Below are 25,541 nucleotides of genomic sequence, written 5' to 3'. Positions count from 1 at the left end.
AGAAAGCGGGGGAGAAAAATGAGCGTATTAGTTAATAAAGATACAAAAGTTATTGTTCAAGGTATTACAGGTTCTCAAGGTTTATTCCATACAAAACAAATGATTGAATACGGTACGAAAATTGTCGGTGGTGTAACGCCAGGTAAAGGTGGCACTGATATTGAAGGTGTACCAGTATTTGATACTGTAGAAGATGCAGTGAAAGCAACAGGCGCAAACGCTTCAGTTGTATACGTTCCACCCGCTTTTGCGGCTGATGCAATTATGGAAGCAGTTGATGCAGAAATTGATTTAGTAGTATGTATTACTGAAGGAATTCCTGTATTAGATATGGTAAACGTAAAGAGATATATGGCTGGTAAACATACACGTTTACTTGGACCAAACTGCCCAGGTGTTATCACGCCTGATGAATGTAAAATCGGTATTATGCCAGGATACATTCATAAAAAAGGTCATGTAGGTATCGTATCGCGCTCTGGTACTTTAACGTATGAAGCTGTACACCAGTTAACACAAGAGGGTATTGGACAATCTACTGCTGTAGGTATCGGCGGGGACCCTGTTAACGGTACAGACTTTATTGATGCGTTAAAAGCATTTAATGAAGATGAAGAAACACATGCTGTAATTATGATTGGTGAAATCGGCGGTACAGCAGAAGAAGAGGCAGCTGAATGGGTAAAAGCTAATATGACAAAACCTGTTGTAGGCTTCATTGGTGGTCAAACAGCGCCTGCTGGCAAACGTATGGGCCATGCTGGTGCAATCATTTCTGGCGGTAAAGGAACTGCTGCTGAAAAGATTAAAACAATGGAAGCTTGTGGCATTAAAGTAGCTGAAACTCCAGCAGTTATGGGAGAAACGCTAATCTCTGTTTTAAAAGAAAAAGGTTTATTTGAGACTTGCAAAAACTATTAATCTGTAAAAAGACACCCTCTTACTTGAGGGTGTCTTTTTACACTTTTTCTGTTTACATAATAAAAATTATGGGTAAGGAGAATTGAGATGAAAAGAGAGCGATTATTACATCTTCATTACTTGCTAGCAGATTATTGGAAAGCGATGGAGAGGCTACTATATGTCGATCCAGAATTAAAGAACATATATACTTTTAACGAAAAACAAATGGAATACTACACTGGAATATCCTCGAAAAAATCTTCAGAACTAGTGAAATTTCTTCAAAGTTCAAATCTTCCGCAATATATATCTTATTTAGAGAAAAATCGTATTTTTTATATAACGATATGGGATGAAAATTATCCGCAATTATTACGTGAAATACAAGATCCTCCCTTCGTTTTATATGGAAAAGGAGAGAAAGATTTTCTCAATAAAGTAAATAAATTAGCAGTTGTTGGAACGAGAGAACCATCATTATATGGTCATGAGAGTTTGAAGTTTATTTTACACCCTTTATTAGAAAGAGAGTGGCTTATTGTCAGTGGGTTTGCAAAAGGGATAGATACAATGTCTCATGAGATTACAGTAAGGCATCATTGCCCGACTATTGCGATATTAGGGCACGGATTGTCGTTTATGTATCCGAAAGAAAATAGACATTTATATGAAATGTGGAAGGAATATATATTGTTATTGACAGAGTATCCTCCGCACTATGCACCGAAAAAATGGTATTTTCCAAAAAGGAACCGGATTGTTAGTGGTATAAGTAAAGGTGTTTTAGTTGTAGAAGCCAAATCGAGAAGTGGAACACTTATTACTGCAGACCTTGCGTTAGAGCAAAATAGAGAGGTGTTTGCGCTTCCTGGACCTATATTTATAGAGGGGGCATCGGGAACGAATCATCTTATTCAACAAGGAGCAAAATTAGTAAGAAATGCAGAAGATATCTTGGAGGAGATTTTAAATTAACCTTATATTTTTAAATTTTTATTAAACAATTATTGACAAATGGTAGATTGGCACTGTATGGTATATTCATTCTTGATTGACAAAAACAAGAGAAATCAATAAGATTAATGAAGACTTGAATCCACCTCTTAAGGAGGCACTAGCATGTCAGATTACCTCGTAATCGTGGAGTCGCCTTCTAAGGCGAAGACCATTGAGAAATATTTAGGGAAAAAATACAAAGTTGTCGCGTCTATGGGACATGTTCGCGATTTGCCAAAAAGTCAAATGGGGATAGAAGTAAAGAACAACTTCACCCCGAAGTACATTACCATTCGTGGTAAAGGTCCCGTCTTAAAGGATTTAAAATCAGCGGCGAAAAAAGCAAAGAAAGTTTATCTCGCGGCCGATCCAGACCGCGAAGGGGAAGCGATTGCTTGGCATTTAGCGAATACGTTAAATGTGGACGTTGAATCAGATTGTCGGGTTGTGTTTAATGAGATTACGAAAGATGCAATCAAAGAATCATTTAAACATCCTCGCGCAATTAATATGGATTTAGTAGATGCACAACAAGCAAGACGCATACTTGATCGTCTTGTTGGTTACAATATTAGTCCTTTATTATGGAAGAAAGTAAAAAAAGGATTAAGTGCAGGGCGTGTACAATCTGTAGCAGTTCGTTTAATCATCGAACGTGAAAAGGAAATTCAAAGCTTTGAACCTGAAGAATTCTGGACAATTAAAACAGAATTTGTAAAAGGAAAAGACACATTTGAAGCAAGTTTTTACGGTGTAGATGGTGAAAAAGTTCAATTAACGAATGAAACGCAAGTGAATGAAATAATTGAACAGATGAAAGACAATGCGTTTTCAGTTGAAAATGTAACGCGCAAAGAGCGAAAACGTAATCCTGCATTACCGTTTACAACATCTTCCTTGCAACAAGAAGCAGCACGTAAGTTAAATATGCGAGCAAAGAAAACGATGATGCTTGCACAGCAATTGTATGAAGGGATAGATCTTGGAAAACAAGGAACTGTAGGTCTTATTACGTATATGAGAACTGATTCAACACGTATCTCAGAAACAGCTCAAACAGAGGCACGTACTTACATCACTGAAGCGTATGGTACGGAATACATAGGAACAGAAAAGAAGAAAGAATCGAAAAAGTCAAATGCACAAGATGCACATGAGGCAATTCGTCCTACTTCGGTAATGAGAAAGCCAGAGGAACTGAAAAGTTTCTTAAGTCGTGATCAACTTCGATTATATAAATTGATTTGGGAGCGATTTGTTGCAAGTCAAATGGCGTCTGCTATAATGGATACTGTGACAGCGAGACTCATTAATAACAATGTTCAGTTCCGTGCAAGTGGATCGGTTGTAAAGTTCCCAGGATTTATGAAAGTGTATGTAGAGTCGAAAGATGATGGTGCGGAAGAAAAGGATAAGATGTTGCCGCCTTTAGAAGTAGGGGAAACTGTATTTTCAAAGGATTTAGAACCGAAGCAACATTTTACACAACCTCCTCCGCGCTATACAGAGGCCCGTCTAGTAAGAACACTTGAAGAACTTGGAATTGGAAGACCGTCGACTTATGTACCTACACTTGAAACGATTCAAAAACGTGGATATGTAGGTTTGGATAATAAACGCTTCGTTCCGACTGAACTTGGTGAAATAGTAATTGAACTTATTTTAGAGTTTTTCCCAGAAATTATTAACATTGAATTTACTGCCAATATGGAGCAAAGCCTTGATGAAGTAGAAGAAGGAAATGCCAATTGGGTGAAAATTGTTGATGATTTCTACGTAGGATTTGAACCGCGCTTAGAAAAAGCGGAAAAAGAAATGCGTGAAGTGGAAATTAAAGATGAGCCAGCTGGGGAAGACTGTGAATTATGCGGACATCCAATGGTCTTTAAAATGGGTAAATACGGGAAGTTTATGGCTTGTTCGAATTTCCCTGATTGTCGTAATACAAAAGCGATTGTGAAAGAAATCGGTGTAACTTGTCCGAAATGTGAAGAAGGACAAATTATTGAGCGTCGCAGTAACAAAAAGAAACGTCTTTTCTATGGATGCGGTACGTATCCAGAGTGTGACTTTGTATCTTGGGATAAGCCAATTGGTCGTAAATGTCCGAAGTGTGAAGGCATGCTTGTAGAGAAAAAGTTAAAAAAAGGCGTGCAAGTACAATGTATTTCGTGCGATTATGAAGAAGAACAACAAATGTGAGCGTAACTGCTCACATTTTTTTCGGGAAGAAAAGGAAAGGTGATATAAATGACAACACAAGTAGTAAACGTCATTGGCGCAGGTCTTGCAGGAAGTGAAGCAGCTTACCAAATTGCAAAACGTGGTGTCCAAGTTAGATTATATGAAATGAGGCCGGTAAGGCAAACACCAGCTCATCACACAGATAAATTTGCTGAATTAGTATGTAGTAACTCACTTCGTGCAAACACTTTAACAAATGCAGTTGGAGTTATTAAAGAGGAAATGCGTTTAATGGATTCTGTAATTATTCGTGCGGCAGACGAGTGCTCTGTACCAGCTGGAGGTGCTTTAGCTGTAGACCGTCATGAGTTCGCAGCTAAAGTAACAGAATACGTAAAAAACCATCCGAATGTAACTGTAGTGAACGAAGAGCTTACTGAAATTCCAGAAGGACCAACAATTATTGCAACAGGTCCACTTACATCTCCTGATCTTGCTGCACAATTAAAAGAACTAACAGGTGAAGATTATTTCTATTTCTACGATGCGGCAGCACCAATCGTAGAAAAAGACAGCATTGACATGAATAAAGTATATTTAAAATCGCGTTATGACAAAGGTGAAGCTGCATATTTAAATTGCCCAATGACAGAAGAAGAGTTTGACCGTTTTTATGAGGCTTTAATTGCTGCTGAGACAGTGCCTTTAAAAGAGTTTGAAAAAGAAATTTTCTTTGAAGGTTGTATGCCAGTAGAAGTTATGGCAAGTAGAGGGAGACAGACGCTAGTATTTGGACCTATGAAACCTGTTGGATTGGAAGATCCAAAAACAGGAAAAACGCCATATGCTGTTGTTCAGTTGCGTCAAGATGATGCAGCGGGAACTTTATACAATATCGTAGGTTTCCAAACGCATTTAAAATGGGGACCACAAAAAGAAGTGCTACAGTTAATTCCGGGACTGGAAAATGCAGAGATTGTACGTTATGGTGTAATGCATCGTAATACGTTTATTAATTCACCTAATTTGCTTCGTCCAACATATCAATATAAACAACGTGATGATTTATTCTTCGCTGGTCAAATGACTGGAGTAGAGGGATATGTTGAATCAGCAGCATCAGGATTATTAGCGGGAATTAATGCTGCACGTCTTGTGCAAGGTGAAGAGCCAGTTGTATTACCGTCAGTAACTGCAATGGGTAGCATGGCAAATTACATTACGGCAACGAATGCTAAAAACTTCCAACCGATGAATGCGAACTTCGGTCTATTTGCACCGTTAGAGAAAAAGATCAAAAAGAAAGCGGAACGAAATGAAGCATACGCAACACGAGCTTTAGAAACAATTCAAAATTTTGTAAATATTTAGTTAAATTTCTTGCAAAGGCTACTAAGTTGTGATACGATTTAGTAGCCTTTATTGAGGTGAGTTGTGTGAATGTGAAGAAATTGTTACAATTATTCGTTGGATATTTACAAATTGAAAGAAATTATTCAAAATATACAATTGCAAGTTATCAAAATGATTTAGAACATTTTGTGCAATTTATGGAGCGAGAAGGCATATCCTCTTTTTTAGACGTTACATACGCGGATGTTCGTTTGTACTTAACGACGTTGCACGATGAAAAGTTAGCCCGTAAATCTGTCGCAAGAAAAGTATCAAGCTTACGAAGTTTATATCGTTTTTTGATGCGTGAAGGTTATCGAAAAGATAATCCGTTTGCACTTGCGTCACTCCCCAAAAAAGAATTGTCAATCCCAAAGTTTTTATATGCTGAAGAGTTAGAGGAATTATTTGAAGTTTCTGACACGGGAACACCATTAGGTCAAAGGAATCAAGCTTTATTAGAGTTGATGTATGCGACTGGAATCCGTGTGAGTGAATGTGTCAATTTACAACTTACCGATATTGACTTTGCGGTGGGAACAATTTTAGTAATGGGAAAAGGAAAAAAACAAAGGTATATTCCGTTCGGAAGCTATGCGCAAGATTCTTTAATTACTTATATAGAGAATGGGAGAAAACAGTTAGTTAATAAGACTGACGAAGACTCTCGTATGGTATTTTTAAATGCGAAAGGTACACCGCTAACAAGTCGTGGAGTACGTTATGTTTTAAATGAACTCATTAAAAAGGCGTCACTGACAATGCGGATAAGTCCCCATATGTTAAGGCATACATTTGCTACACACATGTTAGATGAAGGGGCGGATTTACGTACTGTACAGGAGCTATTAGGTCATGAGAATTTGTCGACTACACAAATTTATACGCATGTCTCTAAAGAAAGATTGCGTTCTGTTTACATGAAGCATCACCCGCGGGCATAAATTGCTTTAAAAGCTATAAAAACAAATAAAGGAGTTTTTTCTATGGGGAATTTCCACGCTACAACGATATTTGCAGTTCATCATAATGGAGAATGTGCAATGGCTGGAGATGGTCAGGTGACAATGGGAAATGCTGTTGTAATGAAACATACAGCTCGTAAAGTTCGCAGACTTTTCCAAGGTAAAGTTTTAGCTGGTTTTGCAGGTTCAGTTGCTGATGCATTTACTCTTTTTGAAATGTTTGAAGGGAAATTAGAAGAGTATAATGGCAACTTGCAGCGTGCTGCTGTTGAAATGGCAAAACAATGGCGTGGCGATAAAATGTTACGTCAACTAGAAGCGATGCTCATTGTCATGGATAAAACAACTATGCTTCTTGTTTCAGGTACAGGAGAAGTGATTGAACCGGATGATGGTATTTTAGCAATTGGATCTGGTGGAAATTATGCGCTTTCTGCAGGTCGTGCTTTAAAGCAATATGCAAGTGAACACTTAACAGCGAAACAAATTGCGAAAGCGAGTTTAGAGATTGCTGGTGATATTTGTGTTTATACGAATCACAACATAATTGTTGAAGAATTGTAGAATCGTAAGGGAGGCATTTTATATGCATTTACATTTTACTCCGCGCCAAATTGTGGAAAAATTAGATCAATATATCATCGGTCAAAAAGACGCAAAGAAAGCGGTTGCTGTAGCGTTGAGAAATCGATACCGTCGCAGTAAATTAGCTGAAAATTTACGTGATGAAATAGCACCTAAAAACATTTTGATGATTGGACCGACAGGTGTTGGGAAAACAGAGGTAGCACGACGAATGGCGAAACTCGTTGGAGCACCTTTTATTAAGGTTGAGGCTACAAAATTCACAGAAGTTGGATATGTGGGTAGAGATGTAGAGTCGATGGTACGTGACCTTGTGGAAACATCGGTTCGTATCGTAAAAGAAGAAATGGTAGTGAAAGTTCAAGATAAAGCAGAAGAGCAAGCGAATCAACGTCTTGTTGAAATTTTAGTACCGAGTCCGGAGAAGCAATCTGGATTTAAAAATCCATTAGAGATGCTTTTCGGGGGCGCTCAAAATTCGAGTCAAACGTCTGATACACAAGAAGATGGTGAAATCGAAAAGAAACGTCAAGATGTGGAGAGAAAGCTTGCTGCAGGGCTTCTTGAAGAAGAGATTGTATCGATTGAAGTGACTGAGCAACAGTCGTCAATGTTTGATATGTTACAAGGAACTGGCATGGAGCAAATGGGAATGAATTTCCAAGATGCGTTAGGGAGTTTTATGCCGAAAAAAACAAAAAAACGTAAACTTTCTGTAAAAGAAGCAAGAAAACTCTTGACAAATGAAGAGGCACAGCGCTTAATTGATATGGATGAAGTTACACAAGAGGCTGTTTATCGTGCTGAACAGCTCGGGATTATTTTTATCGATGAAATTGACAAAATTGCTGGTAAGCAGTCGAATAGCGTAGATGTATCACGTGAAGGTGTGCAACGTGACATTTTGCCAATTGTAGAAGGGTCGAATGTTGCGACAAAATACGGATCAGTAAAAACGGATTATATTTTATTCGTTGCAGCTGGAGCGTTCCATATGTCTAAACCGTCGGATTTAATTCCGGAATTGCAAGGGAGATTTCCGATTCGAGTAGAATTAACAAAATTATCGACAGACGATTTTGTTAAAATATTAATCGAGCCTGACAATGCGTTAATTAAACAATATATGGCATTATTAGCGACCGAAGGTATAGAAATTGAATTTTCAGACGAAGCTATTCGTAAGATTGCTGAGATTGCTTATCAAGTTAATCAGGATACAGATAATATTGGAGCAAGAAGACTTCATACGATTATGGAGAAGCTCCTTGAAGATTTATCGTTTGAAGCATCTGAAATTACGTTAGAGAAAATAACGATAACCCCTCAATACGTTGAGGAGAAATTAGCAACAATTGCTAAAAATAAAGATGTGAGCCAGTTTATTTTGTAATAGTGTCATCAGGTGACTCGCCCTAGTTTCCAAGTGATGAAAAAATATGTGAGTAACATGTAGGAGGAACTTTTGAAATGGAATTATTAGCAAAAACAAGAAAATTAAATGCGTTATTACAGAGCGCAGCAGGGAAGCCTGTAAACTTTAGAGAAATGTCTGACACAATGTGTGAAGTAATCGAAGCAAACGTATTCGTAGTTAGTCGTCGTGGTAAATTACTAGGTTATGCAATTCACCAACAAATCGAAAACGAACGCATGAAGCAAATGCTTGCAGAACGTCAATTCCCAGAAGAGTATACACAAAGCTTATTCAACATTACAGAAACATCTTCAAACTTAGATGTGAACAGTGCTTACACAGCATTCCCGGTAGAAAACAGAGAATTATTTGGTCAAGGTTTAACTACAATCGTACCAATCGTTGGTGGTGGTGAGCGTCTAGGTACTTTAGTATTAGCTCGTCTTGGTCAAGAGTTCTTAGATGACGATTTAATCCTTGCTGAGTACAGCTCAACTGTTGTAGGCATGGAAATCTTACGTGAAAAAGCAGAAGAAATCGAAGAGGAAGCACGTAGTAAAGCTGTTGTTCAAATGGCGATCAGCTCATTATCTTACAGTGAGTTAGAAGCAATTGAGCATATCTTCGAAGAATTAAATGGAACAGAAGGTTTACTTGTTGCAAGTAAAATTGCTGATCGTGTAGGAATTACTCGTTCTGTAATCGTAAATGCACTACGTAAATTAGAAAGTGCTGGTGTAATTGAGTCTCGCTCTTTAGGTATGAAAGGAACATACATTAAAGTGCTAAACGACAAGTTTCTACAGGAACTTGCTAAATTAAAAACAAACTAATTTATAAAAAACTCTCCTCGATCGAGGAGAGTTTTTTTTGTGCAATGGATTGATGGCGCTTGTGAAAAGTGCCATAAGCGTGTTTTCTGGGAAAACTATTAATTGTGTTTTACTTTTTTGCTTAAAAGAAATGAAGGTTGGTAATACTAGAATTCGAGTATGAACAAAGAAAGTTTTACATTGTTCGCATTTTCGACTTGATTGTAATATTTCAGTATGATATAGTAAGCAGTGGTGTCAGTACAAAGTACACACGTTTACTGATTTAAGTGTTGGTGCTACGTTTGTAGTTTCGCTTAGAGATGAAGTAAACGGAGGATATCAAAAACCATTTAGGAGGAACTATATTATGTCAGTAATTTCTATGAAGCAATTGCTTGAAGCTGGTGTTCATTTCGGACATCAAACTCGTCGTTGGAACCCAAAAATGAAGCGTTACATTTTCACAGAGCGTAACGGTATCTACATCATCGACTTACAAAAAACTGTGAAAAAAGTTGAGGAAGCTTACAGAACGATGCGCGACATCGCTGCTGAAGGTGGAGACATCTTATTCGTAGGTACTAAAAAACAAGCACAAGAAGCTATTAAAGAAGAAGCAACTCGTGCTGGTATGTACTTCGTTAACCAACGTTGGTTAGGCGGAACTTTAACAAACTTCCAAACAATCCAAAAGCGTATCAAGCGTCTTAAAGACATCGAAAGAATGCAAGAAGATGGTACTTTCGAAGTACTTCCTAAGAAAGAAGTTGTTCAACTTAAAAAAGAGTTAGAGCGTCTTGAGAAATTCTTAGGCGGTATTAAAGATATGAAAGGTCTTCCAAGTGCATTATTCGTAGTAGACCCTCGTAAAGAGCGTATTGCAGTTGCTGAAGCACGCAAATTACACATTCCAATCATCGGTATCGTTGATACAAACTGTGATCCAGACGAAATCGATCACGTTATCCCAGCAAACGATGATGCAATTCGTGCTGTAAAACTTCTTACATCTAAAATGGCAGACGCGATCCTTGAAGCAAAACAAGGTGAAGAAACTGTTACTGCGTAACAAAGTTGGAAAGGTGATAAGGGGTTCGGCCTTTTATCACCTTTTTTAAGGTATAAACACCTTTATAAAAGGTATAAATACATATTTTAGGAGGATGAAAAATATGGCAATCACTGCTCAAATGGTAAAAGAATTACGTGAAAAAACTGGCGCAGGTATGATGGACTGCAAAAAAGCTTTAACAGAAACTAACGGCGACATGGAGAAGGCAATTGACTTCTTACGCGAAAAAGGTATTGCGAAAGCTGCTAAAAAAGCAGACCGCATTGCTGCTGAAGGTTTAACTTTCATCGAAACAAACGGTAACGACGCTTTAATCTTAGAATTAAACTCTGAAACTGATTTCGTTGCGAAAAACGAAGGTTTCCAAGCACTAATTAAAGAATTAGCTGCTCACTTATTAACTAACAAACCAGCTAACGTTGAAGAAGCTATGGCTCAAACAATGGAAAACGGTAAAAACGTTGAAGAGCACATCAACGAAGCAATCGCTAAAATTGGTGAAAAACTTACACTTCGTCGTTTCGAAATCGTATCAAAAACTGATGCAGATGCATTCGGCGCTTACCTACACATGGGTGGACGCATTGGTGTATTAACAGTTCTTGAAGGTTCTACTGATGAAGCTGCTGCTAAAGATGTTGCAATGCACATCGCTGCAGTTAACCCTAAATACATCGACCGCGATGCTGTAACAGCTGAAGAAGTTGAGCATGAGCGTCAAGTATTAACACAACAAGCATTAAACGAAGGCAAGCCTGAAAAAATCGTTGCAAAAATGGTTGAAGGCCGTCTAGGCAAATTCTTCGAAGAGATTTGCTTACTTGACCAAGCATTCGTTAAAAACCCTGATATGAAAGTTCGTCAGTTCGTTGAGTCTAAAGGCGGAACATTAAAAGGATTCGTTCGCTACGCTGTTGGTGAAGGTATCGAAAAACGCGAAGACAACTTTGCTGAAGAAGTAATGAACCAAGTAAAAGGTAGTAACTAATACAGATTAGGGAACACATTGTGTTCCCTTTTTTAAAATAAAGATGTAAGCAATTGGAGGTTCATTATGAGTAAACCGAAATATAATCGTGTCGTTTTAAAGCTAAGTGGAGAAGCTTTAGCTGGAGAGCAAGGATTTGGAATTAATCCAACTGTTATTAAGTCAGTTGCAGAACAAGTAAAAGAAATTGCAGAACTTGATGTAGAGGTTGCTGTTGTTGTTGGTGGCGGTAACATTTGGCGTGGGAAAATTGGAAGTGAAATGGGCATGGATCGTGCAGGAGCAGATTACATGGGCATGTTAGCTACAGTTATGAATTCGTTAGCTCTTCAAGATAGCTTGGAGAATATTGGAATCCAAACTCGTGTACAAACTTCAATTGAGATGCGTCAAGTGGCAGAGCCTTACATTCGCCGTAAAGCAGTTCGTCACTTAGAGAAAAAACGTGTTGTTATCTTTGCAGCAGGTACAGGTAATCCATACTTCTCTACAGATACAACAGCAGCATTACGTGCAGCGGAAATCGAAGCAGACGTTATTTTAATGGCAAAAAATAATGTGGATGGCGTATATAGCGCAGATCCATCTATTGACCCAACAGCTACGAAATACGAAACGCTTACTTACTTAGATGTATTAAAAGAAGGTTTAGGTGTAATGGATTCTACAGCTTCTTCTCTATGTATGGATAATGATATTCCATTAATTGTATTCTCAGTTATGGAAAAAGGTAATATTAAACGTGCCGTTTTAGGCGAAAATATTGGAACAGTTGTAAGGGGGAAATAAATATGGGACAACAAGTATTGAAGTCTTCAAATGAAAAAATGGAAAAAGCAGTTGCTGCTTATTCTCGTGAATTAGCAACAGTTCGCGCTGGTCGTGCAAGCTCGTCTGTATTAGATAAGGTACAAGTTGATTACTATGGTGCACCAACACCAGTTGTGCAATTAGCGAACATTACAGTTCCAGAAGCACGTTTACTTGTAATTCAACCTTATGATAAAACTTCTATCGGTGATATCGAAAAAGCAATTTTAAAAGCAGATTTAGGCTTAAACCCTTCTAATGATGGAACTGTAATTCGTATTGCATTCCCTGCATTAACAGAAGAGCGTCGTCGTGATCTTGTTAAAGTTGTGAAAAAATATGCTGAAGAAGCAAAAGTAGCTGTTCGTAACGTACGTCGTGACGGAAATGATGATCTTAAGAAGCTTGAAAAAGCTGGCGAGATTACAGAAGATGATTTAAGAGGATATACTGAAGATATCCAAAAAGAAACAGATAAATATATTGCAAAAGTTGACGAAATCGCAAAAAACAAAGAAAAAGAAATCATGGAAGTGTAATAGCGATAACTTCGCAAATATGACCCTCTTCTTAAGGGGGTCTTTTTACACTTTTAGGCATACGTCTGCTTGTTGGAGGGTATGAATGATGTTTAAAAACTTTCCTTTTTTTAAAGGTAAAAAGGACACATCGTTTGATCATCTCGTTGAAGAAGTGAAAAAAGGATATATCCCAGAACATATTGCCATCATTATGGATGGGAATGGAAGATGGGCAAAGAGGAGAGCAATGCCTCGTATTGCGGGACATCATGAAGGTATGCAAGTTGTAAAGAAAATTACAAAATTTGCAAGTAAACTTAATGTGAAAGTGTTAACTCTTTATGCTTTTTCAACTGAGAACTGGAAAAGACCGAAAAAGGAAGTTGATTATTTAATGAAGCTTCCAGAAGAATTTCTAGGTACATTTTTACCAGAATTGATTGAAGAAAACGTACAAGTCCGAGTAATAGGGCAAAAAGATCGTCTTCCTACGCATACACGCAGAGCGATGGAGAAAGCCATGGAAGATACGAAAGAGAATACGGGATTAATTCTTAATTTCGCGTTAAACTATGGAAGTCGAGATGAAATCGTTTCTGCTGTGCAACATATGATGAAAGATAATGAGGAAGGAAAAATTCGTTCTGAAGAGGTAAGTGAAGAAATGCTTTCCTCCTACTTAATGACGAGTTCTTTACCCGATCCAGAGTTGTTAATCCGAACAAGCGGAGAGCTACGTATTAGTAATTTCATGTTATGGCAAATTGCATATTCGGAGTTTTGGTTTACGGATGTGTATTGGCCAGACTTCAAAGAAGAACATTTGCTAAATGCGATTACTGACTTTCAACATAGAGGGCGCAGATTCGGAGGCGTGTAGAAAGAGAGGGTTTGGTAGTGAAACAGAGAATTATTACTGGAGTGGTTGCTGCCGCGCTATTCATTCCCATCGTAATATACGGTGGCGTGCCTTTTACGGTTTTAGTGTATGCACTTGCTTCTATAGGTTTATATGAATTAATTCGTATGAATAAGCTTACGCTTATTTCAGTACCGACAGTTTTAGCTGCAGTATTATTGTGGATTCTTTTAATTCCAAGTAGTGCATCAGAACTGTTTACATGGATTGGATTAGGTAAATTGGAAATCACATTTGTGATTGTTTTATTACTTTTATCATATACAGTCCTTTCTAAGAATACATTTACTTTTGATAATGCTTCATTTTTACTAATGGCAACGACATATGTGGCAATGGGATTCTTATATTTAAATGAAACGAGAATATTAGGAATTAAATATGTGTTTTGTGCATTATTTGTTATATGGGCTACTGATTCAGGCGCATATTTCGTAGGAAAAGCATTAGGCAAGAGAAAATTGTGGCCAGAAATTAGTCCAAATAAAACGATTGAAGGTTCATTAGGCGGCATCGTTTGTGGAATTATTGTGGCACTTGTTTACAACGTGTTCTTCCCAGTCGAATCGAATGTAGTAATTTTAATTGTGCTGACAATTATCATTTCTATTTTTGGACAAATTGGTGATTTAGTACAATCTGCTTTTAAACGTCATTATGGCGTAAAGGATTCAGGTACAATTTTACCTGGGCATGGTGGTATATTAGATCGAACAGATAGTTGGTTATTCGTTTTACCAATTCTCTACTTCTTATTACAATACAATTAATAAATGAACGAGGGGTTGGAGTCATGAAAAACATTAGTTTATTAGGTGCAAGCGGATCGATTGGTACACAAACTTTAGATGTATTACGCTCGCACCCAGACCAATTCCGTCTCGTTGCTTTTTCTGTAGGGAAAAATATTGACTACGCAGTAAAGGTAATTCAAGAATTTTCTCCGCAAATCGTCTCTGTGCAAAGAGAGGAAGATGTTTTAAAATTACAAACTGTTTCTGGTAATACAAAAATTGTATATGGTAGTGAAGGACTTTTAGAAGTAGCATTACATCCAGATGCGGAGATTGTAGTAAATGCTGTTGTAGGTAGCGTAGGGTTGTTACCGACACTTCGTGCGATTGAGGCGAAAAAAACAATTGGAATTGCAAATAAAGAAACGTTAGTAACTGCAGGACATCTTGTAATGGAAGCAGCGCGAAAACATAATGTTTCGTTACTTCCAGTAGATAGTGAACATTCGGCTATTTTTCAATGCTTGAATGGTGAAAATGAAAAAAGAATTTCTCGTCTTATTATAACGGCTTCTGGTGGAAGTTTCCGTGATAAAACGAGAGATGAATTGCATCATGTGACCGTAGAAGATGCGCTTCGACATCCAAACTGGTCAATGGGTTCGAAAATTACAATTGATTCTGCTACAATGATGAATAAGGGACTAGAAGTAATTGAAGCACATTGGCTTTTTGGTATCCCTTATGAGCAAATCGATGTTGTTTTACATAAAGAAAGTATTATCCATTCTATGGTTGAATTTGAAGATCGTAGTGTAATGGCGCAGCTTGGTTCACCTGATATGCGAGTACCAATTCAATACGCACTTACATATCCTGATAGATTGCCTCTTTCAGACACAAAACAGTTAAACTTATGGGAAATAGGGACGTTGCATTTTGAGAAAATGGACCAAGAACGATTCCGTTGTTTACGTTTTGCGTATGAAGCTGGAAAAGCTGGTGGAAGTATGCCAGCTGTAATGAACGCAGCAAATGAAGTAGCTGTTGAAGCTTTTTTACAAAAGAGAATTGGTTTCTTAACAGTGGAAGACCTCATTGAAAAAGCAATGAACCATCACAATGTCATTGCACGTCCGAGCTTAGAGGAAATTCTGGAAATTGATGCAGCCACAAGACGGTTTGTGATGGAACAAATTTAGCAAAGGTGGTTATGGAATTGAATACAGCGATTGCCTTTATATTAATTTTCGGTGCACTCGTATTTTTCCATGAGCTAGGGCATCTATACTTCGCGAAAAGAGCAGGCATTTTATGCCGCGAGTTTGCGATTGGTTTTGGTCCGAAAATATTCTCATTTGAAAAGAATGAAACGGTGTATACGATTCGATTACTGCCTCTGGGTGGCTATGTAAGAATGGCTGGCGAGGATGCAGACACAGTTGAGTTAAAGCCAGGGAAAAAGGTTGGCCTTGTGCTAAATGAAAAAGACGAAGCTGTGAAATTAGTTTTTGATGGATATGAAAAATATCCAAATGTTCGTGTTATTGAAGTCGAACAAGCTGATTTAGAGCATAATCTAACGATTTCAGGCTATGAAGAGTATGAGGAAGAGCTTCAAACATTCCGAGTGAATGAAAAGGCTCGCATCATTACTGCTGGAGAAGAAATTCAAATTGCTCCATATAACAGGCAATTTGGCTCTAAAAAATTGGGTCAACGCGCTTTAACAATCTTTGCGGGTCCTGCAATGAACTTCATTTTAGCATTTGTTATTTTTGTGATTCTTGGATTTGTACAAGGGGTTCCTATTGACAAACCAATGGTCGGAAAAGTGATGGAAAATAGTGCAGCACAGCAAGCTGGCCTGAAAGAGAATGATACAATTCAAGCGATTGATGGGAAAAACACAAGTACATGGAAAGATGTTGTTACTATTGTACGTGAAAACCCGAATAAAGAAATTACGTTACAAGTAAAGCGTGATAATGAACAGTTTAATGTGAAAGTAACGCCAACACTTGATAAAGAAGGAAAAGACGAAGTTGGTAGAATTGGTGTTTATTCTCCTGTAGAGAAAACAGTAATGGGTTCTATTAAATCAGGATTTGAACAAACGTACCAATGGACGAAACTAATTTTTGAATCTCTTGTGAAATTAGTAACTGGTCAATTTTCTATTAATGAGTTGTCAGGTCCAGTAGGAATTTATAATCTAACAGATCAAGTTGTAGATTATGGATTTACGCGTGTACTAAGTTTAGCGGCAGTTCTAAGCATTAATCTTGGTTTATTTAATTTATTACCAGTTCCTGCTTTAGATGGTGGCCGTTTATTCTTCTTCTTAATTGAAGCGTTACGAGGGAAACCAATTGACCGTCAAAAAGAAGGAATGGTTCATTTTATTGGTTTTGCATTATTAATGTTATTAATGTTAGTTGTAACATGGAATGACATTCGTAAGTTTTTCTTGTAAAATAGAATGAAACTAATAATGAAATAGAGCTCGTAGAATAAAATCCCTCACCTAATTCGAGGTGAGGGGTTTTACTGCGTGTAAGAGTAAAATGAAGAGGTGCAAATAAATGAAACAAAGTATGGTATTCAGTCCTACATTACGTGAAGTTCCAGCTGATGCTGAAATTAAGAGTCATCAATTATTACTTCGCGCAGGTTTTATGCGTCAAAATGCTTCTGGTATTTATAGTTTTCTACCATTTGGATTAAAAGTATTACACAAAGTAGAACGTATCGTTCGAGAAGAAATGGAGCGTGCAGGAGCTGTAGAATTATTAATGCCAGCTATGCAAGCTGCAGAATTATGGCAAGAATCAGGTCGTTGGTATTCATACGGATCTGAATTAATGCGTATGAAAGATCGTAACGCTCGTGAATTCGCATTAGGAGCGACACATGAGGAAGTAATTACGGATCTTGTGCGTGATGAAGTGAAATCATATAAAAAATTACCGTTAACATTATACCAAATTCAAACAAAATTCCGTGATGAGCAAAGACCTCGTTTCGGTTTATTACGTGGAAGAGAGTTTCTAATGAAAGATGCATACTCTTTCCATGCTACACAAGAGAGCTTAGATGAAGTATACAATCGCTTATATAAAGCATACTCTAACATTTTTGCTCGTTGTGGCTTGAATTTCCGTGCAGTTATTGCTGATTCTGGAGCAATGGGCGGAAAAGATACACATGAATTTATGGTATTATCTGATGTTGGTGAAGATACAATTGCATACTCTGACACATCTGATTATGCAGCAAACATCGAAATGGCTCCTGTTGTAGATACGTATACGAAGAGTGACGAAGCAGAAAAAGCTCTTGAAAAAGTAGCAACACCAGACCAAAAAGCAATTGAAGAAGTATCTGCATTCTTAAACATTGCAGCTGACAAGTGCATTAAGTCTATGGTATTTAAAGTAGATGAGAAATTAGTAGTTGTACTTGTTCGTGGTGATCACGAAGTAAACGATGTGAAAGTGAAAAATGTATACGGCGCTTCAGTTGTTGAGCTTGCTTCTCATGAAGAAGTAAAAGAATTATTAAATTGTGAAATTGGTTCATTAGGGCCGATTGGTGTAACAGGTGATATTGAAATTATTGCTGATCACGCTGTAGCATCAATTGTTAACGGATGTTCAGGAGCGAACGAAGAAGGATTCCATTATGTAAATGTAAATCCAAAACGTGACTTTAAAGTAAGTCAATATACAGATTTACGCTTCATTCAAGAAGGAGACCAATCTCCAGATGGAAACGGAACAATTCTTTTCGCACGCGGAATTGAAGTTGGTCATGTATTCAAATTAGGAACTCGTTATAGTGAAGCAATGAACGCGACATTCCTAGATGAAAACGGAAAAACACAACCACTTATTATGGGTTGTTACGGTATCGGTGTATCTCGTACAGTGGCAGCAATTGCAGAGCAGTTTAACGATGAGAACGGCTTAGTTTGGCCAAAAGCTGTAGCACCATTCCATGTGCATGTAATTCCAGTAAATATGAAATCTGATGCACAACGTGAAATGGGTGAAAATATCTACAACTCATTACAAGAACAAGGCTATGAAGTGTTATTAGACGATCGTGCAGAACGTGCAGGTGTTAAGTTTGCAGATGCAGATTTATTCGGTCTTCCAGTTCGCGTTACAGTTGGTAAAAAAGCAGACGAAGGTATTGTAGAAGTGAAAGTACGTGCTACAGGTGAGTCTGAAGAAGTAAAAGTAGAAGAACTTCAAACATATATTACAAATATTTTAAAATAAGAAGAGGTACCTCGTAATGGGGTACCTTCTCTTTCTTTGTAAACGTATTTTGTAAAAGAAGAAGGAAGAAATCTTTCTTTGTAGTACGTTTCAATTTATAATAGCAAATGGAAGGAGAGTGCTTATGTCTTTAACAAATGAACAACAAGAGCGATTTCAAATTTTGCTCCAGCAGTTGCAAATACCAGACGACCTTATAAATCAATATTTACAAGGCGGTGGTATTGAAAGGCTCGTTATTGATAAAGCGAATAAAAGTTGGCATTTTGATTTACAAGTGCCACGTATTTTGCCTACAGAATTATATGAATTGCTAGAAACAAAGCTTAAGCAATCATTTTCTCATATTGCAAGAACAACATTTGCATTAGAAACAGAGAATAAACAATTTACAGAAGAAGAAGTAAGGGCGTATTGGCCACTTTGTACGGAACGAATTACATTTTCACCCATGTTCGCGTACTTAAAGAAGCAACTTCCGCAGGTGAATGGAGTGAAGTTGTTAATAAATGTAAATAATGAGCTGGAGTCTACTGCTTTAAAGAAAAACGTTGCGAAACCAGTGGGGGATCAATACGAAGCTTTTGGATTCCCGCGTTTCCAGTTAGACACACATATACAGCAAAATGCAGAAGAAATGCAAAAGTTTCGTGAGCAAACGCAGCAAGAAGACCGCGAGCGTGTTATACAAGCTATGGAAGAAATGGCGAAGAAGCAAGCTGAAGAAAGCAGCGTTGTGCATGAAGGACCGATTACACTCGGGTATCTTATTAAGCCGGATGAAGAGATTACACCGATGCGAGAAATTCAAGATGAAGAAAGAAGAAAAACGGTTCAAGGATATGTCTTCCATGTAGAAACAAAAGAGCTTCGTAGTGGGCGTACGTTATTAACTTTAAAAATAACGGATTATACGGATTCTATTATGATCAAAATGTTCTCGCGTGACAAAGAAGATATTCCAATGCTGCAATCCTTGAAAAAAGGAATGTGGGTGAAAGCGCGTGGTTCTGTTCAAAACGATACATTCGTTCGAGATTTAGTAATGATTGCAAATGATATTAATGAAATAACAGGGCCGTCTCGTAAAGATAAAGCGCCAGAAGGCGAAAAGCGTGTAGAACTTCATCTTCACACTCCGATGAGCCAAATGGATGCTGTTACTCCTGTTTCTAGGCTTGTTGCCCAAGCTGGTAAATGGGGACATGAAGCTATTGCGGTTACAGACCATGCTGTGGCTCAGTCGTTCCCGGAGGCATATTCTGCGGGGAAAAAAGCTGGAGTTAAAGTTATATACGGTGTAGAAGCGAATTTAGTTAATGATGGTGTACCGATAGCGTATAACGAGGCGCATCGTTTACTTGCAGAGGAAACGTATGTTGTTTTCGACGTTGAAACGACAGGTTTATCAGCTGTATACGACACAGTCATTGAGTTGGCTGCCGTAAAAGTAAAGGGTGGCGAAATCATTGATCGCTTTGAATCTTTCGCAAATCCACATCAACCATTATCAGCGACGATTATTGAATTAACAGGTATTACAGATGATATGTTAACTGATGCACCAGAAGTGGACGAAGTGTTTAAAAAGTTTGAGGAATGGATGGGTGACCATACACTTGTTGCCCATAATGCAAGCTTTGATATGGGCTTTATTAACGTAGGTTTTAAAAAGGCTGGGTTAGAAAAAACGAATAACCCTGTTATTGATACGTTAGAACTTGCACGATTCTTATTCCCAGAAATGAAAAATCATCGATTAAATACGATGTGTAAAAAACTTGATATTGAATTAACGCAACATCACCGTGCGATTTATGATACAGAAGCGACGGGATATTTACTTGTGAAAATGTTGAAAGATGTAATTGAAAAGGGATTTGAATATCACGATCAATTAAATGATAGCATGGGACAAGGGGATGCGTATAAGCGTGGCCGTCCAAGTCATATGACGTTACTTGCCACATCAGATGTTGGGTTGAAAAATTTATATAAACTTGTTTCATATTCTCACCTTAATTACTTTTACCGTGTACCACGAGTACCGAGGTCACTATTAAAAAAATACCGTGAAGGAATTTTAGTAGGAACGGCTTGTGATAAAGGTGAAGTATTTGAGGCAATGATGCAAAAAGCTCCTGAAGAGGTAGAAGAAATTGCACAGTTCTATGATTACATTGAAGTAATGCCTCCAGAGGTGTTGCGTCATTTAGTAGAGCGTGAACTCGTTCGAGATGAAGGACAATTAAAAACAATTATCTCTAACTTAGTAAAACTAGGTGAGACGTTAGATAAACCAGTTGTCGCTACAGGGAACGTGCATTACTTAGATCCAGAAGATGCAATGTATCGTAAAATTTTAGTTAGTTCACAGGGCGGGGCAAATCCGTTAAATCGACATTCATTACCGCCAGTACATTTCCGTACAACTGATGAAATGCTAGAGTGTTTTTCATTTTTAGGTGAGGACAAAGCGAAAGAAGTTGTTGTAACGAATACACAAAAAGTTGCGTCATTAATTGGTGATGTTCGTCCGGTAAAAGATGATCTATATACACCGAAAATTGAGGGTGCCGATGATGAAACACGTGATATGAGTTATAAAATGGCACGCAGTATATATGGTGAAGAACTACCAGAAATTGTAGAGGCTCGCTTAGAAAAAGAATTGAAAAGTATTATTGGACATGGATTTGCCGTTATTTATTTAATCTCACATAAGCTTGTGAAAAAATCGTTAGTCGACGGATATCTAGTAGGTTCGCGTGGTTCAGTAGGTTCATCGTTCGTTGCAACGATGATGGAAATTACAGAAGTAAACCCATTACCACCACATTATGTCTGTCCAAAATGCAAGCAATCTGAATTCTTTAATGATGGTTCGGTAGGCTCTGGTTTCGACTTACCAGATAAAGATTGTCCGACATGTAATGTGGCATATGTAAAAGATGGACATGATATCCCATTCGAAACGTTCCTTGGATTCAAAGGAGATAAGGTACCCGATATCGATTTGAACTTCTCCGGGGAATACCAACCACGTGCCCATAACTATACGAAAGTACTGTTCGGTGAAGATTATGTATACCGTGCTGGAACGATTGGTACAGTTGCGGAAAAAACAGCTTATGGATATGTAAAAGGTTATGCAAATGATCACAATTTAACAATTCGGAATGCAGAGATTGACCGCTTAGTAGCGGGATGTACAGGGGTAAAACGTACAACTGGACAGCATCCAGGTGGTATAATCGTTGTGCCAGATTACATGGATATCTTTGATTTCTCCCCAATACAGTTTCCTGCTGATTCAATTGGTGCTGAGTGGAGAACAACGCATTTTGACTTCCACTCGATTCATGATAATTTATTGAAACTTGATATACTAGGACACGATGATCCGACCGTTATTCGTATGTTACAAGATTTAAGTGGTATTGATCCGAAAACAATCCCAACGGATGATCCAGAGGTAATGAAAATTTTCTCTGGTCCAGAAACGTTAGGGGTAACGGAAGAACAAATTAACTGTAAAACAGGTACACTTGGTATCCCAGAATTCGGTACGAAATTCGTAAGACAGATGTTAGAAGAGACAAAACCAACGACATTCTCAGAATTGGTCCAAATTTCTGGGCTGTCACATGGTACTGACGTATGGCTGGGTAATGCAAATGAGTTAATTTATAACGGTACATGTACGCTGAGTGAAGTTATCGGTTGTCGTGATGACATCATGGTATATTTAATCTATCAAGGTTTAGATCCATCATTAGCCTTCAAAATCATGGAGTCGGTTCGTAAAGGTAAAGGTGTACCGGAAGAATGGGAAGATGACATGAAAGGTAATAATGTACCAGGTTGGTATATTGATTCATGTAAGAAGATTAAATATATGTTCCCTAAAGCCCATGCGGCTGCTTACGTACTTATGGCTGTGCGTATCGCATACTTTAAAGTACATTTTGCACTTTTATTCTATGCGGCATATTTTACAGTCCGTGCAGATGATTTTGATGTAGAGGCGATGGCGAAAGGTTCAGCATCCATACGTGTGAAAATTGATGAAATAGCTCAAAAAGGATTGGATGCAGCGCCGAAAGAGAAAAGTTTATTAACGGTACTAGAAATGACGCTTGAAATGTGCGAGCGTGGATACTCATTCCAAAAGGTTGATTTATACCGTTCGCATGCAACGGAATTTATTATTGATGGAGACTCATTAATCCCTCCGTTTAATGCAGTGCCTGGTCTTGGTACGAACGCAGCCTTAAGTATTGTGGAAGCGCGCAAAAATGGAGACTTCTTATCAAAAGAAGACTTACAGCAACGAAGTAAGGTTTCGAAAACAATTATTGAGTATTTAGATAGCCAAGGTTGTTTAGGAGATTTGCCGGATCAAAACCAATTATCACTGTTCTAATAGGTAGGAAAAGTCTTTGCAAATCAATATTTGCTATGGTATACTATAAACCGAGATAACCATGTCATGTATATTTTGTGAAAAAGAGAGTGGGGAAACCCACTCTTTCGTGTTACTATCTACATTTTATTCATGTAGATAGTAAAGACATTTCTGTCGTATATACATATTTTGTTACAAGTTTTACTTCTTAAATTTGGTAATACTAAGACAGATATTCCCTGCTTAACGGCAGGGGCTTTTGTTAGCTAACGAGAAAGAATAAGATAGACCGTCTTTATGAACGGGATCTTTTCTTGTAAATGGTACATGGCGGCAGGAAGGAGGCTGTTTATGGATAAGAAAGTCACAGAAGTTGTAGAAGCATTTGCGCAGCCAATCGTTGAAGAGTTAAATCTTGAACTTGTAGATGTAGAGTATGTGAAAGAAGGACAAGACTGGTTCTTACGCGTATTCATCGATTCTGAAAAGGGAGTCGACATTGAAGAATGCGGTGCGGTAAGTGAACGTTTAAGCGAAGCTTTAGATAAAGAGGATCCAATTCCTCACCTTTACTTTTTGGATGTATCATCTCCTGGAGCAGAACGCCCATTAAAGAAAGAGAAAGACTTCCAGCAAGCGGTAGGAAAACAAGTGGCAATTAAAACATATGAGCCGATTGATGGCGAAAAGATGTTTGAAGGAAAGTTACTTTCCTACGACGGTACTACAATTACACTACTATTAACAATTAAAACACGTAAAAAAGAAATCCAAATTCCAATGGATAAAGTTGCAAATGCGCGACTTGCTGTTACGTTTTAGTAAGAAGGGGGATCTTCATGAGCACTGAGTTGTTAGATGCTTTGCTCGTATTAGAGTCAGAAAAAGGTATTAGTAAAGATATTATTATTGATGCGATTGAAGCAGCGTTAATCTCTGCTTATAAACGCAATTTTAACCAAGCACAAAACGTTCGTGTGAGCTTTAACCCAGAAGTGGGAACAATTCAAGTTTTAGCACGTAAGGACGTTGTTGATAATGTGTTTGATCCACGTCTTGAAATCTCTGTAGAAGAGGCAAGACAAATTAATCCAAACTACCAAGATGGCGACGTACTAGAAATTGAAGTAACGCCAAAAGATTTTGGTCGTATTGCAGCGCAAACTGCAAAACAAGTTGTAACACAACGAGTTCGTGAAGCAGAACGTGGTGTTATTTACTCAGAATTTAGTGATCGTGAAGAAGACATTATGGTTGGTATTGTACAACGCCAAGATGCTCGTTTCATCTACGTAAGCTTAGGTAAAGTAGAAGCTTTATTACCTGTAAGTGAGCAAATGCCAAATGAGCAATATAAGCCACATGATCGTATTCGCGTATTTATTACAAAAGTAGAAAAGACAACAAAAGGACCACAAATTTACGTATCACGTACACATCCTGGTCTTTTAAAACGTTTATTCGAAATGGAAGTTCCAGAAATTTATGATGGAACTGTAGAAATTCGCTCTGTAGCGCGCGAAGCAGGAGATCGTTCTAAAATCTCTGTGCATGCAGAAAACATTGATGTTGATCCAGTTGGTTCTTGCGTAGGACCGAAAGGACAACGTGTACAACGTGTTGTAGATGAACTAAAAGGTGAAAAGATTGACATCGTTCGCTGGTCAAATGATCCAGTTGAATATGTTGCAAATGCTTTAAGCCCATCACAAGTTGTTAAAGTACTTGTAGATGAAGATGAAAAAGCAACAACTGTTGTTGTTCCAGACCACCAGCTATCATTAGCTATCGGTAAGCGTGGACAAAATGCGCGTCTTGCAGCTAAATTAACAGGCTGGAAAATTGATATTAAAAGTGAGTCTGATGCGAAACAACTTGGAATTGTAACAGAAGAAGATAGCGTAATCGCATTCGGATTCGATTCAGTTGAAGACGAAATCGAATAGAGGTGATGAGTATGAGCAATCGAAAAGTTCCGTTACGAAAATGTATCGCGACGCAAGAGATGAAATCAAAACGAGAGCTCGTTCGCATTGTTCGTTCCAAAGAGGGCGAAGTGTCTATTGATTTATCTGGAAAAAAATCAGGACGAGGTGCATATTTGTCAAAAGATAAAGAATGCATTATGCAAGCCCAAAAGAAAAACATTTTGGAACATCATCTAAAAGCGAAAATCGACAGTTCTCTGTACGAAGAGCTTCTTGAGCTTGTTGAGAAGGAGTCGAAATAAGTGTCCGATTGGAAATCGTTTTTAGGACTAGCAAATCGCGCTCGAAAAATCATTTCGGGTGAAGAACTCGTTTTAAAAGAAGTACGAAGTGGTAAAGCAAAGCTCGTATTGCTTTCTGAAGATGCGTCAGCGAACACTACTAAACGTATCACTGATAAAACGACGTACTACAACGTACCAATGAAAAAAGTCGAAAATCGACAACAATTAGGGCATGCGATTGGGAGAGACGAGCGAGTCGTTGTAGCTGTGTTAGATGAAGGCTTTGCGAAAAAGCTACGTAGCATGCTCGATACAAATTACCGGGGGTGAAGGT

General features: G+C 38.0%; 22 protein-coding genes. All 22 read left to right on the top strand.

Going from position 1 to position 25,541, the window contains the following annotated elements; all coding sequences use genetic code 11:
• Positions 1 to 18 precede the first annotated feature (18 nt).
• The 22 genes from sucD to QCI81_RS06010 all read left to right on the top strand — a co-directional run bounded on the left by sucD (position 19) and on the right by QCI81_RS06010 (position 25,537).
• On the top strand, positions 19 to 921 hold the full coding sequence (gene sucD / locus QCI81_RS06115) for a succinate--CoA ligase subunit alpha (RefSeq protein WP_000115178.1): 903 nt from the start codon (positions 19 to 21) through the stop codon (positions 919 to 921).
• Positions 922 to 1,008: 87 nt separating this feature from the next.
• Positions 1,009 to 1,878, top strand: a complete 870-nt coding sequence (gene dprA / locus QCI81_RS06110) for a DNA-processing protein DprA (RefSeq protein ID WP_000818046.1) — start codon at positions 1,009 to 1,011, stop codon at positions 1,876 to 1,878.
• A 144-nt stretch (positions 1,879 to 2,022) separates the two neighbouring features.
• Positions 2,023 to 4,101 (top strand): type I DNA topoisomerase, encoded by a 2,079-nt coding sequence (gene topA, locus QCI81_RS06105; RefSeq protein WP_001286955.1) that lies wholly within the window; start codon positions 2,023 to 2,025, stop codon positions 4,099 to 4,101.
• A gap of 48 nt (positions 4,102 to 4,149) precedes the next feature.
• A complete protein-coding gene (trmFO, locus tag QCI81_RS06100) occupies positions 4,150 to 5,454 on the top strand; it encodes an FADH(2)-oxidizing methylenetetrahydrofolate--tRNA-(uracil(54)-C(5))-methyltransferase TrmFO (RefSeq protein ID WP_000213006.1) in 1,305 nt (434 codons plus the stop codon).
• A 65-nt stretch (positions 5,455 to 5,519) separates the two neighbouring features.
• Entirely contained in the window at positions 5,520 to 6,419 is a 900-nt protein-coding gene (gene xerC / locus QCI81_RS06095; RefSeq protein ID WP_001101245.1) for a tyrosine recombinase XerC, read from the top strand.
• A gap of 42 nt (positions 6,420 to 6,461) precedes the next feature.
• Positions 6,462 to 7,004, top strand: coding sequence for an ATP-dependent protease proteolytic subunit HslV (hslV, locus tag QCI81_RS06090; RefSeq protein WP_000526274.1), 543 nt, complete (start codon positions 6,462 to 6,464; stop codon positions 7,002 to 7,004).
• Positions 7,005 to 7,026: 22 nt separating this feature from the next.
• Positions 7,027 to 8,418, top strand: coding sequence for an ATP-dependent protease ATPase subunit HslU (hslU, locus tag QCI81_RS06085; protein ID WP_000550085.1), 1,392 nt, complete (start codon positions 7,027 to 7,029; stop codon positions 8,416 to 8,418).
• Between the two features lie 77 nt (positions 8,419 to 8,495).
• Positions 8,496 to 9,275: a GTP-sensing pleiotropic transcriptional regulator CodY gene (codY, locus tag QCI81_RS06080; protein WP_000421290.1), complete on the top strand. Its 780-nt coding sequence runs from the start codon at positions 8,496 to 8,498 to the stop codon at positions 9,273 to 9,275.
• Between the two features lie 349 nt (positions 9,276 to 9,624).
• A complete protein-coding gene (gene rpsB / locus QCI81_RS06075) occupies positions 9,625 to 10,326 on the top strand; it encodes a 30S ribosomal protein S2 (RefSeq protein ID WP_000111485.1) in 702 nt (233 codons plus the stop codon).
• Positions 10,327 to 10,429: 103 nt separating this feature from the next.
• A complete protein-coding gene (gene tsf, locus QCI81_RS06070; RefSeq protein ID WP_001018577.1) occupies positions 10,430 to 11,317 on the top strand; it encodes a translation elongation factor Ts in 888 nt (295 codons plus the stop codon).
• Positions 11,318 to 11,383: 66 nt separating this feature from the next.
• Positions 11,384 to 12,106, top strand: coding sequence for a UMP kinase (gene pyrH, locus QCI81_RS06065; RefSeq protein WP_000042669.1), 723 nt, complete (start codon positions 11,384 to 11,386; stop codon positions 12,104 to 12,106).
• 2 nt (positions 12,107 to 12,108) lie between these two features.
• The gene (gene frr / locus QCI81_RS06060) at positions 12,109 to 12,666 is read left to right on the top strand and encodes a ribosome recycling factor (protein ID WP_000531505.1); all 558 of its coding nucleotides are present in this window, start codon (positions 12,109 to 12,111) and stop codon (positions 12,664 to 12,666) included.
• An 85-nt stretch (positions 12,667 to 12,751) separates the two neighbouring features.
• On the top strand, positions 12,752 to 13,528 hold the full coding sequence (gene uppS, locus QCI81_RS06055; RefSeq protein WP_000971296.1) for an undecaprenyl pyrophosphate synthase: 777 nt from the start codon (positions 12,752 to 12,754) through the stop codon (positions 13,526 to 13,528).
• Positions 13,529 to 13,545: 17 nt separating this feature from the next.
• Entirely contained in the window at positions 13,546 to 14,337 is a 792-nt protein-coding gene (cdsA, locus tag QCI81_RS06050) for a phosphatidate cytidylyltransferase (protein ID WP_000813592.1), read from the top strand.
• A gap of 23 nt (positions 14,338 to 14,360) precedes the next feature.
• Complete coding sequence (gene dxr / locus QCI81_RS06045) at positions 14,361 to 15,503, top strand: 1-deoxy-D-xylulose-5-phosphate reductoisomerase (protein WP_000790379.1); 1,143 nt, start codon at positions 14,361 to 14,363, stop codon at positions 15,501 to 15,503.
• Between the two features lie 17 nt (positions 15,504 to 15,520).
• Entirely contained in the window at positions 15,521 to 16,777 is a 1,257-nt protein-coding gene (rseP, locus tag QCI81_RS06040) for an RIP metalloprotease RseP (protein WP_353810641.1), read from the top strand.
• A gap of 109 nt (positions 16,778 to 16,886) precedes the next feature.
• Entirely contained in the window at positions 16,887 to 18,587 is a 1,701-nt protein-coding gene (locus QCI81_RS06035; protein WP_098678917.1) for a proline--tRNA ligase, read from the top strand.
• A gap of 124 nt (positions 18,588 to 18,711) precedes the next feature.
• Complete coding sequence (locus QCI81_RS06030) at positions 18,712 to 23,013, top strand: PolC-type DNA polymerase III (protein ID WP_053563760.1); 4,302 nt, start codon at positions 18,712 to 18,714, stop codon at positions 23,011 to 23,013.
• A gap of 333 nt (positions 23,014 to 23,346) precedes the next feature.
• Entirely contained in the window at positions 23,347 to 23,817 is a 471-nt protein-coding gene (gene rimP / locus QCI81_RS06025) for a ribosome maturation factor RimP (RefSeq protein WP_000359095.1), read from the top strand.
• A 17-nt stretch (positions 23,818 to 23,834) separates the two neighbouring features.
• Positions 23,835 to 24,941 carry a transcription termination factor NusA gene (nusA, locus tag QCI81_RS06020; RefSeq protein ID WP_000102598.1) on the top strand — a complete coding sequence of 369 codons (1,107 nt, stop codon included), beginning with the start codon at positions 23,835 to 23,837 and terminating at the stop codon, positions 24,939 to 24,941.
• Positions 24,942 to 24,952: 11 nt separating this feature from the next.
• Positions 24,953 to 25,225 carry an RNase P modulator RnpM gene (gene rnpM, locus QCI81_RS06015; RefSeq protein ID WP_000071125.1) on the top strand — a complete coding sequence of 91 codons (273 nt, stop codon included), beginning with the start codon at positions 24,953 to 24,955 and terminating at the stop codon, positions 25,223 to 25,225.
• Positions 25,226 to 25,537 carry a YlxQ family RNA-binding protein gene (locus QCI81_RS06010; protein WP_001286522.1) on the top strand — a complete coding sequence of 104 codons (312 nt, stop codon included), beginning with the start codon at positions 25,226 to 25,228 and terminating at the stop codon, positions 25,535 to 25,537.
• Positions 25,538 to 25,541: the final 4 nt, after the last annotated feature.

Source organism: Bacillus cereus group sp. MG20 (genome assembly GCF_040459885.1).
Classification (GTDB): domain Bacteria; phylum Bacillota; class Bacilli; order Bacillales; family Bacillaceae_G; genus Bacillus_A; species Bacillus_A cereus.
This window is presented reverse-complemented; position numbering and strand designations above follow the sequence as displayed.